Below are 17720 nucleotides of genomic sequence, written 5' to 3' on the forward strand. Positions count from 1 at the left end.
TTAGGACATGCGCGTCCGCGAGGAAAAGGGGTAGAGCTTGACAAATACATTTTACATGTAATGTATGTTTCTAACATGGTAAAGGTCCTGCGGATGTTAGATGACGTCATAGACAGATTAAAGATGCTGGTGAGCTTCGCCACGGTCGGCACTGACGGCAATGGCGACATTGTCGACTGGATCACCGAGGAAATGCGCAATATCGCCGCCGATATGCGGATTGTCGTCGACGGCGATCCGCCGTTGCGGTCGATCTGGATGCGGTTCGGCCCGGCCGCGCCTGGTGGCATCCTGCTTTCCGGACATCTTGATGTGGTGCCACCCACCGACGGCTGGTCCGGCGACCCCTGGCGGCTCGATGCTCGAGGCGAGCGGCTCCATGGCCGGGGAGCCTGCGACATGAAGGGTTTCGTTGCCTGCCTGCTTGCCGCCGCACATGCCTGGAAGGCCCGTGACCTGAGCGTACCGATCCATGTCGCCCTGTCATGCGATGAAGAGACGGGTTCAAGACGCCTGCCGTCGCTCATCGCCGACATGAAACGTCACAATGTCGAACCGGAAGCGGTCGTTGTCGGCGAACCGACGGAGATGCGAATCATTCGCGGGCACAAGGGAACCTTCGGCGCCCGAACCCGCATCCTTGGTCGGGGAGCCCATTCCTCAGATCCGCGGCACGGTGTGAACGCGAACTTTGCGGCTGCGCGATTGCTTGTGTTCCTCGAAGAGCTGCAGTGCGAATTCGCAACCGCCCCACAAGCCGGTTCCGATTTCGACCCACCTTTTACAACCATCAATCCCGGCATTGTCCATGGCGGTCGCGCGCGCAATATCGTCGCCGATTGCTGCGAAGTGCAATGGGATTGCCGACTGATGCCCGGGCAACGGCCCGCTGATATTCGCGCGCGCATCGACAATTTCTGTTCAGCCACTTTGTTGCAACACGGCCGTGCCATTTCGAGCATGACCGAGCAATTGACCTTTATGCCGCCGCTGGAACCAAGGGCGCCCTGCCCGGCCACCGAACTGCTTGCCGGTCTGCGGCAGTCGGCGGTCAATGCCAGTACGAATGCGAATGATTGCGTGTCCTATGCGACTGAAGCCGGCTTCTTCCAACAGGCCGGCTGGCCGACGGTCGTCTGCGGACCGGGATCGATCGACCAGGCGCATCGACCCGACGAATATGTCGAGACGACGCAACTCCGACAATGCCTCGACATGCTGTGTGCCCTGCCCTCGGCGCTCGAGCGCCATCGGGAACGGCAACACGCCGGCAGGTTCGCTTCGTGATGTTTCAGTCATCGACATGGTCGCCGCAGCGCTCCGCATGGCTGCGCACGGCGGCGCCTCAACCGGCAACATCAACACTCGACCGTCCCACCACAACCGAGGTGCTGATCATCGGCGCCGGCTATGCCGGCCTGAACGCGGCATTGCGGTTGCTGGAGCGCTCGATCGACGTGGCTGTCGTCGACGCACATGAGCCGGGCTTCGGAGGTTCGGGCCGGAATGGCGGTCAGGTCATCGCCGGTCTCAAGCATGATCCGGGCGAACTTCTGTCGATCTTCGGGGAAAGCCGCGGACAGCACCTGGTGAAATTCGCCGGCAAAGCGGCCGACGCAACCTTCGAAATCATCAAATCCTATGGCCTGCGATGCGACGCCGAGCAATGCGGCTGGCTTCAGCCGGCAACCGATGAGAAAACCCTGGCGCTGGTCACGCGGCGGGCGCACGCATGGTCCGAGATAGCCGGAACGACGCCCCGTCTGGTCGACCGGGTCGAGATCGAGCGACTGACCGGAAGCGCATTCTATTGCGGCGGCTGGATCGACCCGCGCGGCGGCCAGTTGCAACCGCTGAGCTACGCGCGCGAGTTGGCCCGCGTCGTCGGCGACGGTGGCGGACGGGTATACTCACGGTCCCGCGCAGGCCGCCCGCGAGGCCGAAACGGACGATGGGAGACCGAAGTCAACGGGCATGTCGTCCAATCAAAGGCGGTCCTCCTTTGCGCGAACGGCTATGCAAGCGACGTGGTCGACGGCCTCGACCGCAGCCTCATCCCGGCATCGAGCGTCATGGCCTCGACAAAACCGCTCCCCAAAACGTTGCGGTCACAGGTGATGCCGTCGAAACTGCCCATCTCGGATGCGCGTCGCATCATGAACTACATCCGCTTCGATCCGTCGGGACGGCTGCTGATCGGCGCAAGGGGCTCGTTCGGCCTGCATGAGCCGCCGGGCGATTTCGCACAGTTGCGTCAGGCGGCCGAACGTCTCTTTCCGCAGATTGAAGGTGTCGAGTGGGAAGATGCCTGGGGCGGTCTGTTCTGCCTGACCGCTGATTTTCTGCCACACCTGCACCGTCCCGCACCGGGCCTGTATGCCGTTGCCGGCTGCAACGGGCGCGGCGTCGCGCTGATGTCGCAACTCGGCCGGCTGCTCGGTGACCTTGTCGGCCGCGACGGCGACGTCGAAACGCCGCTGGCGTTGACCGATATCCGCCCCATTCCATTGCATGCGGCGCGCCGCCTTGGCCTGGAAACCGTCCTCATCTGGTACCGCATCCTGGATCGCCTTCATGTCTAGCCCGATCGATGCCGACAACGGCCTGCCTGCGGCGGACCCCGCCGCCCAAGACGCTCAAGGCGAGCGGTTCGGAATATTCGATTTCGGACTGTCGCACGTCGAGGAAGAGCGCGCCGGCCGTCTGCACGCCGAGGCCGTCATTGTGGACACGCTGTGCCAGGGCCCCTGCGGCCGACGATCCTTCACGCCGGCGATGATCGCGCGACTTCAGGGCGAATATGAGCAGCATCGCAACGCCCAAAGAGCGGTGCTCGACACCTGGAGCCTTCCCAACCGCCTCGCGCTTGCGGACTCCTTCCCGGATCTGCGGCGCGTCTGGGAGGCATCGGGCCTCACCGGCGCCTCCCGTCAGACAATCGGCTTCCAGAGCACGCCGGATGCCGATGCCTATGTCGAAACGATGCCTTGGTTCGCACTACACCAAGCGCAGTTCGACCGTTTCGACTGGCTGGACAAGGCTCTGAACGCCGATGATTTCTTCCGCGCCAAGCGCTCCGGTAAAAGGGTCGGCTTCCTGAACACGCAGAACACGCTCGATCTCGGCACTAATGTCGATCGGATCGATCAGTTCCACATGTTCGGCATGCGCATGATCCAGCTCACCTACAATACGGTCAACTTTGTCGGCGGCGGCTGCATGGACCGGGCCGATTGCGGTGTTACAAGCTTCGGCGCCGAGGTGATCGGCCGCATGAACGCATGCGGCATTATCATCGATGTCAGCCATTGCGGCGACGCCACGACATTCGATGCGTGCAAGCTCTCGCGCGACCCGGTCGTGATCTCCCACACGGGCGCACGCGCTTTGCTGGAAAATCCACGCAACAACTCCGACGATACCCTCAAGGCCGTCGCGGATACCGGCGGATATGTCGGCATCTTCTGCGTACCGCAATTTCTAACCGATGACGCCGAGCCGACCATCCGGCACTTCCTCGATCATGTCGAACATGTTGCCAACCTGATCGGCGTCGAGCATGTCGGCATCGGAACGGACTGGCCGCTGCAATCGCCCGACTGGGGCATGGCCCGCTTGCGCGATTGGCTATACGGCCTTGGCTTCTCATCGTCGGACGGTTTCGATGCACCGTCCACCCTGCGCGGCTTCGACGACTACCGCGACTTGCCCAATATCACACGCGGTCTGGTGGCCCGTGGTTTTTCGGACCGGGCCGTAAAGGGCATTCTTGGAGAAAACTTTCTCAGGGTCTTTCGACAGGTTTGCGGATAGTGCAACGATCCGCACTTGAACCGCCATTTTAGAGGCTTCAGCATGGTTGACAATAAACATACTACATATAATGTATCTTTTTTATGAGGCGTGACCTTGGCCGAACCCCGTTGCACCAACAAGGTGGCGGCGGGTCCGGCCGGCAGCAAACCAAACAAGACGATCGAAGCAACAAAGGGAGGTCGATCATGAAAGTTGGACGTGTGAGTATGGGCCTGGCGGTGGTGGGTTTGGCCGCCGGAATGGCGTTGTCGCCGCGGCCCGTTTCGGCGGATGAAACCGTTTGGCGCATGCATGCGGCGGCGGCGGAAACCCGCGTAGAAATTCAAAACACCCAATGGTTTGCCGACCGGGTGGGAGAACTCTCCGGCGGCAAGATCAAGATCGATTTCTATCCGGGCGGTGCGCTGGGCGTCAAAGATGCCGACATGCTGCAAACCCTGCCGCCCGGCAATGTGGTCCAGGCCGCATTGCTCTATCCGGGCTATCTTGCCAGAGACGCGGCCGAGTATGCCGTGACACTGCCGCCTGGCGTCCTGTCGCAAGCGTCCATGGTGGAAGACGCGCTCGCCACGCTGAAGACGATCTATGACCGGGTTTACAACGCGTCTGGAATTCGGCTTGTCGGATTTATCGGCCACGCGGCATCGCAGACGCACATCTTCTGCAGCGAACCGATCAATTCACTGGAGGATCTGCGCAGCCGAAAACTTCGGGTCTGGGAAGAGTTCCAGATTGCGACCTTCGGCGAATTGGGCATCGCGGCCCAGATCATCGGGCAAAACGACCTTTATGTGGCCCTGAGTACCGGCGTCGTCGACTGTGCCGTCTACCCGGCACAGGCCGCCGAGACGATTTCGCTTCAGGAAGTGGCTCCTCATGCGAGCTATCTCTTTCCGTTCGTCCTGCATCCACTAACGATCGTCGTGTCGGAAAGCGCCTATGAAAGCCTGGACGATACTCAGAAATCCGCTCTTCAGGACGCGGCGAATGAAGCAACCGAGCGCAGCTTTGAAGCCTATGTCGCCGCGCGCTACGATGCGCCCGCCATCGAACGTCTGAAGGAAAACGGGCTGACAGTTCTGCCCGACTTCAGTGCCAAGGACCAGGCCGCCTTTACCGAAGCGGCGCTGAAGGTCTGGCGCAGGAAGGCAAGCGATATCGGCGATCAGGCGGTTGCCGATGTGTCGGCTGTGACGGAAGCGCTGGGCCTGCAATAATCAACCGAACGCGCCCCGCAATTGTCAAGCTTGCGGGGTGCGCTGCACTGGGGATTCTGGCTGGTAAAACGATAATGACGATTGCATGGAGAATATTATCATTCATCGCGCGCGGGCTTGAACTGGCGGCGGTCGCGATGATGGCGGTAATGGCCGGCTTCGTGGCGCTGAGCGCAATCATGCGGTATGCTTTCAGCGCACCCTTCGCCTTTACCGAAGATATCGTCGGCCTGCTTTTCTGCGGCATTGTCTTTTCCGCGCTGGCCAATGTCGAATTCGAGAATCGCCATATCCGTATCGACCTGCTCGAAGGCGTGTTCGGCGATCGGCTGGCCGTCATCCAGTCGGCATCCCGGCACCTGCTTGCGGCCGGCTTCTATCTTTGGTTCGCAGCGGAAGCGTTGCAATACTTCTCCTTCGTCTACAAGGCCGGCTCGGCGACCGTCATCGGCAATCTGCCGCTCTATCCATGGGTCGGCCTGATCGTCCTTTGCCTGGCCACGACATTCCTGATCGTCGTCGCCAGACTGATTTCCGGAAATGGCGCGCGCGCCAGGGGCGGTGCCTGAAGCATGGTCTGGCTGTTTTTTCTCGGGGGACTGATCGTCACCGCGCTGACCGCGGCGCCTTTGGGCATAGGGCTTGCGCTTTCCGGTCTTCTCGTGCTGCATTTTCTTCTCGGCGGCGCCGGCAATCTCGGTTTCATAGCGGTTTGGAACGTCTTCAACGAATTCACGCTCAGCGCTGTCCCGCTCTACATCCTGATGGGCGAGATCCTGCTGCGCAGCGGCGTCAGCAACAGGGTCTATGAAGCGTTCTCGCCGCTGTTCCGCTTCATTCCTGGAAAATTGCTGCATACCAACATCGCCGTTTGCACGCTGTTCAGCGCGGTCAGCGGCGCCAGCATGTCCACCGCGGCCGCGGTGGGAACAGTCGCCTATCCGGAACTTGCACGCCGCGGCTATCACCGACCCTTCGTCGTTGGAACGCTCGCGGCGGGCGGAACCCTTGGTCTGCTCATTCCGCCGAGCCTGGGCTTCATCATCTATGGGGCCACACAGGGCGTCTCCATCACGGCCCTGTTCATGGCAGGCCTCGTACCCGGTTTGATGCTCGCCTTGATGTTCAGCGTCATCATCGCCGCGACGGCGCTGTTGCAGCCCAGCAAGACGCCGCTGGAGAATGCCGCCGATCTCCCGGTCGGCGTCGCCCTCATCAAGCGGCTGGCCGGCATATGGCCGCTGTTTGCCTTGATCTTCTGTGTGCTCGGCACGATCTATCTGGGTCTTGCCACACCCACGGAGGCTGCCGGCCTCGGGGTCATCGCCGCGATCGCAATCGGCATGTTCTGGGGCGATCTGCGCTGGACGCAGCTCATTGAAGCGCTCTATGGCGCAACGCGCACATTCGGTGCGGTCATGTTCGTGGCGCTTGGTGCCTTGGTGCTCGCACAAGCGTTCAGCGCGCTTGGAATTCCTCGCGACGTCATGCGGTCGCTGACCGGGATGGATCTGTCGGCCACCCAGGTGCTGATCGGCATGGTGCTGATCTACATCGCTCTCGGCTGCTTCTTCGACGGGCTTTCGCTGCTTTTGATGACGGTGCCCGTCGTTTTCCCGGTCATGACCGGATTCGGTTTCGATCCGATTTGGCTCGGCGTCGTCATCGTTATCTGTATCGAGATCGGCATGCTCACGCCGCCCGTCGGCGCCAATCTCTTCGTATTGTGCGGCATCACAAAGGGCGAGGTTTCCATCTCCCGGGCAGCGATCGCCGCCTTGCCGTTCTGGATTGCAATGCTGTGCGGTGTCGCCCTACTCGCCGTCTTCCCGCAGATCGCACTCTTTCTTCCGAACGGCGCAGGTTGAAGCAGCTAGTTAAATGCATGATGCGACGAGGCTATGCTCGGGCCGATGTAGCTTTCCAAGCCGGTGCCCACAGATCGGCCCATTCACCAGATCGGCTTTCCGTAGCCGTTTTGGATCAATAATTTCCAGTTATCGTTACGCCAGTTGCAGCCAGCAGTATCTATTCTCAACGCTCGAATGTTCAGTGCGCCAAATCGGCGACAGCATCCAGGTTCCCAACAACTCTAGCGCGCAAGGGCCTATAACCAAAACGTTTTATCTGCACGGCGTGATTCATAGTGCCTAGTTGGATCTTGTTAAAAGATTCTGTCAGAGGTCCGCAGAACTCTTTGAAGCGTGCGGCTCCATCTGCATGGCAGATGATGTTTGGACTGATCCGACTTAAAGTTTCGGGGCCTTCTACCAGAAAGTGGGCACCCGCAGGAGCCCGAGCCGGCGGCCGACATGTCGGTCAATGTCGCCGGCGATGTGGTGGGACCGAGTGCCAGGCCAACTCGGCGTTAACCGCGCACCCGCAGGAGGTCCGCCGGCGGACCGGGACCGAGCGCGCCGCCGAATTGGTCACCGCAAGGAACGCATAGGGGAAAGATGCTCAACAGGCCGAGATTGCATGGATGGGTTCCAGGTCAATCCGACATAAGCTATCGGACAGCAGATTGCCAAATTCGCGCGAGGGCGTTCATCCCTCTGGCAAGGCCTCCACGTAAAACCACCGGCCGGCCTTCTTTCTGAATAAGCTTAGTTCCCTGTGCGTATGCAGTTGGCCGCCCGCCAGGTACTTTGCCTCGAACAGCACCGTACCTTCGCGGTCGGAAGGGCCGCCGTTGCGGGCATCAACCACCTTCAGACCAGTCCAGTGGTTGTCAGACGCCCAACGGGCAACACCGTGCTCATCAAAGAACGGCTGTTTTTTGGGCCAGAGCGTGTCGCAGAGATAATCAATGCGCTTTTGTACATAAGCAGTATAGCGTGAGCGCATCAGCTCTTCGGCGGTTCGAGACTGCTGCTCTCCGTCCAGGAACCGGTTGCAACAATCAGAAAACGGCAATCCGCTTCCACAGGGACATGGATTACTCATGATGTCCTCTTGGCTGTGTCTCGGCTTCGCAAAATTGTCCTTGCTCATTCAGAGCCCGTGCCTGCCAAAATAATCATCCCAATACGCGACTGCGGCATGAAGGACATCATCCATCCATGCGGTCGACCCGCCATCAATCTCGAGTTTCAGGCCCGAGACATCAAAATCACGACTGAAGTCTTTGGAAAATGCCCCTCGATGACGTTTCGCAGCTCTCAGCCGCGGCTTGTACATGGTGATCGTCTTGTGCTTGTAGGAAACAGCCAGATCCTGCAGATAGGCCAACTCAACACAATTCACCCGGACATCCTCCTGAAAATCGCCAAGCCTCGTAAACCCAGTCGCCGTCCCGAGTTCCTTGAACACCCAATCGCAGATCAACCAGCCGGCATTGGCACATTCAAGCGCAGGTTCTCCATTCAGATCATCTCCAGCAAATGCCAATACCTTCCGCCGGAAATGCTCCAGATGAGCCCATGAATCCATGTCGAAGGTGAGTGACATTTCGGTCCTCCACTGTTGTGCTCATCCATGCGTCACACCGGTCGGTCATGTCGCTTGAATTGCCGTAACTGTTCATGACCGACCGCCGGTCACCGCGTCCGCGAATATCTGGGTCTGATTAAGCAGATCTTCACGCGAAAAAAACTAACTAACAGCGGCTTTTATACGACACACATTGCCGTCGGTAGGCCGCCATCAACGGTGTTAGTCCCGTGATCCAAGCAAGAAATCTGTTGAAAAGGTCCACACAGAACTCTCGTCGAAATTGGCTCAAACTTGATTTCATGTGGTGACCAGGTGGTGACCAACCGAATTGCTTGAGGTCCGCCTAAATTTCTGACGACTTAACTTATTGAAATTCTTTTCAAATTTGGTGCACCCGGCACGATTCGAACGTGCGACCTCTGCCTTCGGAGGATTTAATACCACCTTTCCGAAATACACGATAGAGCGCGACGCAGTACGATAAAGCCATGATTTACATTGCTTTATCCAAAAAGCGGACCGAAGTCTCTATCCAACCACAGGCCGCGATTTCCGTCCAGCTGCTTACGTAGTGCTTACACGGAGACAGGCCGGAAAGGTCTGCCGTCCGATGCCGAAGCTCTCCCAGCCTGCGTTAGTTGCGCTCCCGAAGCATGCCGTTCAAAAAGCGAAACGCCTAAGTAATCTTCGAGTTTCTGAATACGTCGGCTTACCGCAGATTGACCGACTCCAATTCTGTTTGCAGCTCGTCGAATGCTGCCACTCTCGGCAACCGTGACGACATCCAACAACTGCTTCGTCTGAAGCTTCGTTAGATCGGACAATTCCAATCGCAGCGAATCGATATCGATTGCCATGGGCTGCCTCACCGGTCTGCATTATCGGCAACCGATCGAATAGCCTCGGACACCATATCTGCGTGTTCAGTTTGCGGCCAATGGCCCGCGCTTTCGATCACTTGCAGACGCGCATTTGGAAGCAGGTCTACGAGATTTTTCGAGCTTTCGAGTGGAACGATGCCGTCTTGTGCGCCTTGCAAAACTAGCGTCGGGAGGTCGATGGCGCTCAGACGTTCGTCTGTGAAGATGCCTTTTTCATCTTTGATTGATCTCGCAAGTGAACCGATCACATATTCTCTGTTTAGAGTTGCATGTGCGTCGAGCAGCTCTCTGATCTCACCTTCGTCTGTAGGCGGCTCGAACAATACCCGACCGAGATAACGACGCATCCCGTCTAGGTTTGTCGGCAATGCGCCAGCGGCCAAATCCACCGCAGACACCTTTGCGGGCAAGCCCTTAAAGAAGGCCGGTGCGATTAGCACGAGTCCGTCCACCCGTTCAGGAAACTGTTCTGCAAATGCCAGTGATACCCAGCCGCCCATCGAATTGCCGACGAGCGTTGCCCGCTCGACGCCCCGGCGATCCATGTGCGCCACGACCTGATCGACGAAGACGTCGACATGATAGTCCATGGCGGGTTTGTCCGATGCGCCAAAGCCTAAAAGGTCCAGAGCAATCACCCGGTGATCTTCCGACAATGCTTCGAGGTTCTGCTCGAAGCGGCTCATGTCGGCGCCAAGGCCGTGGATCAGAATGATCGCATCGCCTTCGCCTTGATCAGTAAATGCTGTGCGGTGGCCAAGGGTCGGAGCGAGTTGCAGAGACCCGGTCTGCGATAGCGTCTTTTCAATGCGAAAGACATCATAAGGCGGTCGGGAAACGTCCGAACCGTCGTTGAAGACGTCCAGACGATGGAACTGCGCTTCGGTAGTATAGATCGAGCCATCGGGGCCAAAAGCAATCGCATCGGGCCATGACAGATCCGGCCCGCGCGCAACGATGGTTATGGTTCCATCGGGTTCTAGCCGACTGATCGCGTTGCGTTCCAAATCGGTAAAATGCACACGGCCTTGCGGTCCCATCGCAATGCCGTCCGCGATTACTGCCGACGCTTCGAGCCGAACTGCAGCGAGGATCTCATCATCATCCTTGTCGAAATCGCGAAGCGTTGCGGCGGGGATCGATAGCAAAGATCGGCTCCCGGCCAGCGGACGATACATCACGAAAACCGTCTCGCCGTCATGGCTAAGCGCGATGCCGTCTGTCGCCGGAGCACGCGGGGCGCCGGTCTTGTCGCCAAGATTAATGCCCTCAACGACGGGTGTGATCAGGCCGTTCTCGTCCAGGAACGGCGTACCGTTCATCACTCTGCGATGTTTACCGGTCGCGAGGTCCATAACGATGACGCCGCCGCGCACCGAGTCCGTTATGTAAGCAAAATTCGTACGCGCATCGACGCGCACATCGTTTACATAATCGGAACCTGAGACAACCTCAGGACTGAGGGGATAGCTGCGAACGACATTGCGGGTCGCGATATCGATCTCGATCAGTTTCGCGCCGCTTTTCACCACGCCTTTGCGGCGTGGTGAACCGGTGTCGAGAAGCCAGAGACGGTCTCGGCCGTCGATAGTAAGGCTCTGTATGTTCACGAAGCGGATTTGCGCGGGTCGGGTTTTCTCGTTCCAGCTGTCCGCGAGAAGTATCGTGGTCGTTCCATCGGATGCTATTTCGACGACAGCAGCTCCATGGCGCTCATCCGAGAATCCGGAATAAGGGAAGTTTACGAAGACCCGACCCGTCGAGGACACGGCAACTCCGGTGGGACGGTTGTCCTGGAAGCTGGCGATTGCTTGGAGTGCCTTATCCTCTTTTGGAGCATCAGCGAAAGTTAATTCTTGGGCAGCGAGCGATGTTCCGAAGATCAGCGCCGCGAAACTAGCAAGAGCGTGTTTCCAGAAAGATGTCATCGGCTTGCCTCCACTCCGACAGGGTCGAGACGGCGCAAGGTCTCGATGACAGCCAACTCCCCTTTCTTGCCTTCGATGGAATTCGCGAACTCGAGTCCGATATGTCCCGCAAAGCCTTTGCGCTTCAAAGCCGCGAAGATGCTGCCATAATTGATCTCGCCAACGCCGGGTTCGACGCGTCCGGGATTGTCCGCGACCTGCACATAACCCATCCGGCTCTCGACCGTATCGAGCGTATCTAGAAGATCGCCGCCATCGATCTGTTGATGATAGAAATCGTAGATCAAGCTGACGCTGTCCATGTCGACTGCATCGACGATCATGAATCCGTGCGGCACATTGGTGACGAAGGTGCCGGGCCAGCCTTTAGCATTGATCGGCTCAACCGCGAGGATCAGCCCTTCTTGTGCAGCGACATCACCGGCCCACTTCAGATTCTCGATCATGTTGCGGGTCTGGATATCGCGCGGGATCGACGGATGCGCGGTGCCGGACAGAGTGGTGACATAGGTCGAGCCTACGCGCCGCGCGACCTCGGCCGTATCGTGCACCTCCTGCATCAGGCGTTGCCGTTCGGCTTCATCGTCGAGGACAAAGGTCGGGCGATCATAAACCATCGTGTTGACCACGACGCCCATCTCCAGTCCTTGACGTTCGATCTCTCGGCCGATGCGGCGCTGCGTATCGACATCGCGGATCTTCATGAAATTGTCTTCGATCGCACGGAAGCCGACCTCGGCCATGAACGCGACCTGTCCAACGGGATCGTCGCCGCCGTGGTGCCGGAACATGCCATCGGTTGTGCTGTTGAGCCCCAGATGCGGGGCGAACTTGAGGGAGAACGCGTTTCCAGCCGGCGCGGTGGCGTTCTGAGCGCCTGCCATGCCGGGCATTGCTAGGCTTGCAGCGCCAATGGCGGCAACGCCACCGGATGCTATGAATGTCCGTCTATCCAAGGTCATTATACTGTCTCCTTTGTATGGTCATTCGCGAGCCATGATTTGAGTGCCCGGGTTGCCAATGGCATCGCGATGTAAACCATCACGGGCACCAGCATGGCGGTCAGAAGCAGGGTGCGAAGGTAAATTGGTAAACCGGTCAGGACCGGGTCGAGTATTGTGAGAAGGGCGGTAATCAGAGGATAGACGACCGCCCATGTGAGGAGCGCCTGCCTATGCATCGTCGCCTCCGATCAATTCCAAGACGCGGGCGTTCTCTTCGGCGTGCGTCGCCGAGGTTGTGCCGGGGATCGGCAAGATATTCGGCGCTCTTTCAAGCAAGTCGCGTATGGCGCGCTGCGCCGGCGTGAAGCCGTTTTGCGCGTTACCCTCGGCCAGGGGCGCGCCGTGTATCATCGGATTCGCGCCCAGCGGACCCCAGGGAATGAAGGCGATGCCGTTCCCGGCGGTGAAATCGATTACGGCCTCATCGCCGCCGTCCGCCGGGTTGTAGCGGTTCTGGACCGCGTCGATCCGGGCGACCGCCATGGAGCGCTTCAGTTGATGGAGATCGACATTCGAGACGCCGATCCGTGCAATCTTGCCTGCCGCCTGAGCCGCGGCGAGCGCGCCTATGCTATCCTCGATCGGCACATTGGGATCGACCGAATGCAGATAGTAGAGATCGATCCGCTCGACCGCCAAGCTGGCAAGGCTCTCGTCGACATGCCGGGCGAGCGCTTCGGGGCGTCCGTCGCGCTTGATGAACTCCACGCCTGGTCCGGCTTTTTCGATGCCGCCTTTGGAGGCGATGAAGACACCGCCGGCGTGCGATCCCAATGCCTCGCCGACAAGGCGTTCGGAATGATGCGGACCATAGGCCCTCGCCGAGTCAAAATGCCGAACGCCAATATCGGCGGCGCGGCGCAGGAGCGCGACGCCCGCGTCCCAGTCCTCATAGGGCCCGAAGTTCCCCGGTTGACCGGTCAGACGCATCGTCCCGAAGCCGATGCGGGGAATTGTGGTTCCGTCCTTGAAGGTGAAGTCCTTGGCGATGTTGGTCATGTCTCGTTCTCCGCATTCGAGTTGTCGCTTCGTTTCTGAGGACGAATATGACCCACCCGTATGATTTGCGGTAGGCGAGTAATGCAATTTACTGTTATACGTCTAAAGTATGAGCAAAAGCCTTGATCGCCTGACGCTGCTGCACACCTTCGTGCGCATTGCCGAGCGCGGCGCGATCAGCGCCGCGGCGCGGGATCTCGGCCTCAGCCAGGCGTCGGCCAGCCGCCAACTGGCTGAGCTGGAAGAAAGACTTGGCGTGCAGCTCGCCTTGCGCACCACCCATAACTTCTCGCTAACGGAAGCCGGGCTGGACTGTCTCGCAGACGCGCGAAACCTGTTGAGCGGCTGGGAAGCGCTGGTGGAGCGCCACGCCGATGACAATGCCTCGCTCTCCGGAAAGCTCAAGGTTGTGGCGCCGGTCGCACTTGGACAACTCGATCTCGGCGATGCTGCGCTCGCCTTTCAGGCAGCGCATCCGGATGTCGAAGTGATCTGGGACCTGCAAGATGGTCCGATCAGGTTCGCGGAGGTCGGCTGCGACCTCTGGGTGAAGATCGGCAAGGTGCCGGATGAAACGTTGATCGTCCGCCCGCTTGGAACGGTCGAGCGCTTGATCGTCGCCGCGCCCGAACTGATCCTGGGACGGGCTATTCAGCACCCCGACGATCTCGCCGATCTGCCATGCGCGGCGCTCTCCCCCTTTGAGGGCGGCACCATCCGACTCGCTGACGCGAATGGCGAACCCGCTTCGATCACTGCGAAAGTGGGCCTTGCCACCAACAACATCTTCTCGGCGAAGAAGGCGGCTCTGACGGGACTCGGTTACGCCATCATGCCACGTTGGTTCGTTGCATCGGAGCTAGTCGACGGCCGGCTCGTGGATATCCTTCCCAACTGGCGCGCCGCAGAACTGACCATCAACGCCGCTTACCTACCCGCGCGTCGGCAGACCCGGCGGCTCAAGGCTTTAATCGACCATCTCTCCGATGCGGTCGCGGCCATGCCCGGAGTGCAAACTGTTTCAGCCTAACCTGCGGTGACAAAGCTATGCCCAATTACACTTAAGAGAAAATGCTTGGGGCTTCACGTAAGCAGCGCGTAAGCAGAAATCCAGCGACGCGCAGAAATCACAAGTTATTGTTTTAAATATAAAAAATGGCGCACCCGAGAGGACTCGAACCTCTGGCCTCCGCCTTCGGAGGGCGGCGCTCTATCCAGCTGAGCTACGGGTGCATACCGTTCGCGAGATGCTTACTCCATGCTTACGCGAGATTTTCGTTGGCATGAAGAGTGAACCCGATATCCACTCAAGCCATTGTTTAGTCAGTTCCTTTTTCCAGCATCCACTAACTTCGCCAGACTTGACATCCGCCTTCGGAGGGCAGGGCTGCAAGCCCAGTTTCCAGAGTAAAGAAATGCAATCTAGCGTAAGCAATTTCACAGACGAGTCGAGTAACCGCTTGTTGGACAATCTTTCTGCGAAAGCAATTGAGTTCACGTAGCGAATGCACCTAATACTGCCGCTCAACAGCAGTCTCTGCCCCCAGATTGGCCGATCGGACAACAGCAGAAAATTGACGGAAACCAAGACAAGTCTTGAAACAGATCTTCTCTATGGAGCCAAAGCAATTGCAAAGGTATTGGGCTGCCGACCGCGCAAAATCTATCACCTTGCTGAGCGCGGCCAGATGCCAATCTGGAACGAACCCGGTATCGGCCTTGTCGCCCGCAAGTCATCGCTCGAAGCATATTTCAAAAAACGCGAGCAGCAGGCACTTGAACGTGACGGCAAATAGACTCAAACTCCCAACATGGCAAAGATCAGAAAGCGATCCTGGACAACTAAAACGGGCGAGAGACGAACCGCCTGGCAGCTAAACTATGTCGATAGCGATGGCAATCTTCAGCAAAAACAGTTTGGCACCAAACGCGATGCAGACGACGAACGAATTCGCGTCGAGGGTCAAATCGCACGCGGTGTTCATGTGCCCGACAAACGATCAGCAACGGTTGCTGATGCTGCCAAGGCGTTTCTCAGTGATTTTGAGAATCTCGTCGAAACCGGCAAGCGGGCCCGAATTACGCTGAATGGATATGATCAACATGTCCGTTTGCACCTACTGCCTTTCGAAATAGCCAATTCGAAAATCTCCCGCCTGAATGGACCGGACTGCGTCAACTACGCCCGAGAGCTTGAGAGCAACCGCAGCGACGACCTCGCCCAGCGTGTATTCTCAACATTTCGTATGATAATAGATTACTCACTTGGCCAAGGCTGTATTGGCAGCAATCCGGCGAAAGCAGTTTCGGTTCGCACGGCTTCCGGTTGGAACACCGACGATGAACCTCTCGATATCCCGCCGCTTGTGACCTTGAAAAAAGTCCTCCAGGTTTCTAGTACGTTCGACAAAAGAGGCCGCGCAGAGGCGTTCGTCAGCGTACTGCTATTTCAAGCTCTCCGAGCAAGCGAATTGCGAGCACTCACGAGACGGTCCATCGTATTGAGCAACCCGTCGCCTGAAATTCAGGTTCGGCGTAAAGCGGATCGCTGGAACAATATTGAGCGTGTGAAGACGAAAAACAGCATTCGCAACGTGCCAATTGGACCGCGCACCGTAAAAGCACTTCGAAAGTGGATGCTCGCCTGCCCTACCAGCAAAGACGGACTCATTTTTGGAAACGGCATTGGTAAGGTGGAAAGCTACGCCAACTACTACAACCGGCTGTGGGTGCCACTCCTTATTGCATCAGGAATTATTGAGGGGGGCGAACCGCCTCCCTTCGGGATGCACAGCCTGCGCCACGCCGGGATTTCGCTGTGGATCAAGAATGGCGCCACACCGAAACAAGTGAAGACATGGGCAGGTCACGCAAGCATCCAAACCACGTGGGATATTTACGGCCATCTTTGGCGTGAGTATCAGGATGAGCGAAAAGCTGCGAAGGCAGCCGAGCAGGCTCTGTTTTCCCGATAATTCCTACCGCCGGTTTCACACGAAAGCAATCCGGGGATTCATTGAACAAAGCGAGCACAAACGGCCCCTCGCATGTCAAATGCATGTCAAACGGAAAATACGTAATTCCTGACAATCGTTGAAAAATAAGGGTTTTTCGCGTTAGCGCGAAATCGGTCGTTTTTCGGAGAATATCAGCTAAGTTGTTGAAAAGATTGGTAGCGGGAGAGGGACTTGAACCCCCGACACGCGGATTATGATTCCGCTGCTCTAACCACCTGAGCTACCCCGCCATACCGGTAAGGAACGGCGCGATATAATGGCGCACGCTCGCCGGTGTCAAGCAAAAGCTTGCACATTTTGCCGCCCGCCACTTGCGCCCCCGGCCCCGCGCCGATATGGCATCGCGGGAACGACAAGCAAGGTGCAGAACAAAGCAATGAAGACCGATCCCGCCATCGCCGTCATCGGCTGCGGCTACTGGGGCAAGAACCACGTGCGAACGCTGAGCGAACTCGGCGCGCTGGCCGCCGTCGCCGACGCGGATGCCGCCCGTGCCGAGGCGCTTGCCGGGCAGTTCGGCGTTCCGGCGCGCGATATCGAACGGATCCTGGAAGACAGGGATATCGATGCGGTCGTGCTCGCCCTGCCCCCGCAATTCCATGCGCAATTGGCGCTGCAGGCGATTGCCGCCGGCAAGCATGTGCTGGTCGAAAAGCCCATCGCGCTCAATGTCGACGATGCGCAGAAGGTTGTCGATGCCGGCATCGCCACCGGCGTGACGGTCATGACCGGCCACGTGCTGCGCTTCCACCCGGCCTTCGAGGCACTTGCCGACATGGTCGCCGAGGGCGCGCTGGGCACCCTTCAGTATATCCATTCCCACCGGGTCGGCCTCGGCAAGTTTCACGCGCAGAACGATGCGCTTTGGGATATCGCCCCGCACGACCTGTCGCTCATCATTGCGCTCACCGGCGAGGAACCCAGCGACATCCGCGGCGAGGGTTCGGCCGTGCTCAATCATCTGAGCGATTTTGCCCATCTGCATCTCGCCTTTCCGGGCGGCATCCGCAGCCATGTCTTCGCCGCGCGCCTCAACCCTTATCGTGAACGCAGGCTCACCGTCATCGGCGACAAGGCCATGGCGGTTTTCGACGATGTCGCGCCCTGGGCCGAAAAGCTCGCGGTCTATGATCACAAAGTATGGAAAAGTGACGCAGGCCTCGAATTCGAGACCGCCGATCCGCGCTATGTCGCTGTTCCAGACGGCCTGCCGCTGACCCGGGAAATCCAACATTTCATTCACTGTATCCGCACCGGCGCGCCCGCCAGAACCCCCGCCGAGGAGGGGCTGGCGGTGATCCGCATCCTGTCGGCCGGCACCGTCGCCCACGACTGAAACCGTCTTTCGGCCGGCGAAAATTGCCTAAAATGCCGATCACCTGCGGTTACAAACTGCATGTTTGTGTGAATGCGGCGGGGTAGA

General features: G+C 58.6%; 16 protein-coding genes and 2 tRNA genes. 10 read left to right on the forward strand and 8 right to left on the reverse strand.

All coding sequences use genetic code 11. The features are described 5' to 3' along the window. The first annotated feature begins 93 nt into the window (after positions 1-93). From argE to OOZ53_RS21030, 6 genes are all read left to right on the forward strand, one after another. A complete protein-coding gene (gene argE / locus OOZ53_RS21005; RefSeq protein ID WP_271091698.1) occupies positions 94-1287 on the forward strand; it encodes an acetylornithine deacetylase in 1194 nt (397 codons plus the stop codon). Beyond that, positions 1287-2582 (forward strand): NAD(P)/FAD-dependent oxidoreductase, encoded by a 1296-nt coding sequence (locus OOZ53_RS21010; protein ID WP_271091699.1) that lies wholly within the window; start codon positions 1287-1289, stop codon positions 2580-2582. Before argE ends, OOZ53_RS21010 begins: the two co-directional genes overlap by 1 nt. After that, positions 2575-3813, forward strand: a complete 1239-nt coding sequence (locus tag OOZ53_RS21015; RefSeq protein ID WP_271091700.1) for a dipeptidase — start codon at positions 2575-2577, stop codon at positions 3811-3813. Before OOZ53_RS21010 ends, OOZ53_RS21015 begins: the two co-directional genes overlap by 8 nt. 188 nt (positions 3814-4001) lie before the next feature. Then, positions 4002-5033, forward strand: coding sequence for a TRAP transporter substrate-binding protein DctP (dctP, locus tag OOZ53_RS21020; protein ID WP_271091701.1), 1032 nt, complete (start codon positions 4002-4004; stop codon positions 5031-5033). A 74-nt stretch (positions 5034-5107) separates the two neighbouring features. Beyond that, positions 5108-5602, forward strand: a complete 495-nt coding sequence (locus OOZ53_RS21025; protein ID WP_271091702.1) for a TRAP transporter small permease — start codon at positions 5108-5110, stop codon at positions 5600-5602. A 3-nt stretch (positions 5603-5605) separates the two neighbouring features. Beyond that, complete coding sequence (locus OOZ53_RS21030) at positions 5606-6901, forward strand: TRAP transporter large permease (RefSeq protein ID WP_271091703.1); 1296 nt, start codon at positions 5606-5608, stop codon at positions 6899-6901. Between the two features lie 679 nt (positions 6902-7580). Here OOZ53_RS21030 and OOZ53_RS21035 read toward each other — a convergent pair. The 6 genes from OOZ53_RS21035 to OOZ53_RS21060 form a co-directional block, all read right to left on the reverse strand. Continuing rightward, the gene (locus tag OOZ53_RS21035; RefSeq protein ID WP_271091704.1) at positions 7581-8027 is read right to left on the reverse strand and encodes a YchJ family protein; all 447 of its coding nucleotides are present in this window, start codon (positions 8025-8027) and stop codon (positions 7581-7583) included. After that, positions 8028-8483, reverse strand: coding sequence for a hypothetical protein (locus OOZ53_RS21040; RefSeq protein WP_271091705.1), 456 nt, complete (start codon positions 8481-8483; stop codon positions 8028-8030). A gap of 560 nt (positions 8484-9043) precedes the next feature. Next, complete coding sequence (locus OOZ53_RS21045; protein WP_271091706.1) at positions 9044-9325, reverse strand: helix-turn-helix domain-containing protein; 282 nt, start codon at positions 9323-9325, stop codon at positions 9044-9046. Positions 9326-9333: 8 nt separating this feature from the next. Further along, complete coding sequence (locus tag OOZ53_RS21050; protein ID WP_271091707.1) at positions 9334-11277, reverse strand: alpha/beta fold hydrolase; 1944 nt, start codon at positions 11275-11277, stop codon at positions 9334-9336. Further along, positions 11274-12239 (reverse strand): TIM barrel protein, encoded by a 966-nt coding sequence (locus OOZ53_RS21055; protein WP_271091708.1) that lies wholly within the window; start codon positions 12237-12239, stop codon positions 11274-11276. The genes OOZ53_RS21050 and OOZ53_RS21055 overlap by 4 nt, the downstream gene beginning before the upstream one ends. A 210-nt stretch (positions 12240-12449) precedes the next feature. Beyond that, the gene (locus tag OOZ53_RS21060; RefSeq protein WP_271091709.1) at positions 12450-13280 is read right to left on the reverse strand and encodes an aldo/keto reductase; all 831 of its coding nucleotides are present in this window, start codon (positions 13278-13280) and stop codon (positions 12450-12452) included. Between the two features lie 109 nt (positions 13281-13389). Here OOZ53_RS21060 and OOZ53_RS21065 point away from each other — a divergent pair, with 109 nt between their 5' ends. Further along, complete coding sequence (locus tag OOZ53_RS21065; RefSeq protein WP_271091710.1) at positions 13390-14310, forward strand: LysR family transcriptional regulator; 921 nt, start codon at positions 13390-13392, stop codon at positions 14308-14310. A 126-nt stretch (positions 14311-14436) separates the two neighbouring features. Here the strand turns inward: OOZ53_RS21065 and OOZ53_RS21070 are convergent. Beyond that, a tRNA-Arg gene (locus tag OOZ53_RS21070) sits at positions 14437-14513 on the reverse strand. Between the two features lie 341 nt (positions 14514-14854). Here OOZ53_RS21070 and OOZ53_RS21075 point away from each other — a divergent pair. Then, a complete protein-coding gene (locus OOZ53_RS21075) occupies positions 14855-15076 on the forward strand; it encodes a DNA-binding protein (RefSeq protein ID WP_271091711.1) in 222 nt (73 codons plus the stop codon). A gap of 15 nt (positions 15077-15091) precedes the next feature. Beyond that, on the forward strand, positions 15092-16255 hold the full coding sequence (locus tag OOZ53_RS21080) for a tyrosine-type recombinase/integrase (protein ID WP_271091712.1): 1164 nt from the start codon (positions 15092-15094) through the stop codon (positions 16253-16255). Between the two features lie 195 nt (positions 16256-16450). Here the strand turns inward: OOZ53_RS21080 and OOZ53_RS21085 are convergent. Beyond that, positions 16451-16527, reverse strand: a tRNA-Met gene (locus OOZ53_RS21085). A 146-nt stretch (positions 16528-16673) separates the two neighbouring features. Between OOZ53_RS21085 and OOZ53_RS21090 the strand changes: the two genes are divergently transcribed. Next, positions 16674-17633: a Gfo/Idh/MocA family protein gene (locus OOZ53_RS21090; RefSeq protein WP_271091713.1), complete on the forward strand. Its 960-nt coding sequence runs from the start codon at positions 16674-16676 to the stop codon at positions 17631-17633. Positions 17634-17720 lie beyond the last annotated feature (87 nt).

It is taken from the genome of Allohoeflea poritis (assembly GCF_027889715.1).
Taxonomy (GTDB): Bacteria; Pseudomonadota; Alphaproteobacteria; order Rhizobiales; family Rhizobiaceae; genus Hoeflea_A; species Hoeflea_A poritis.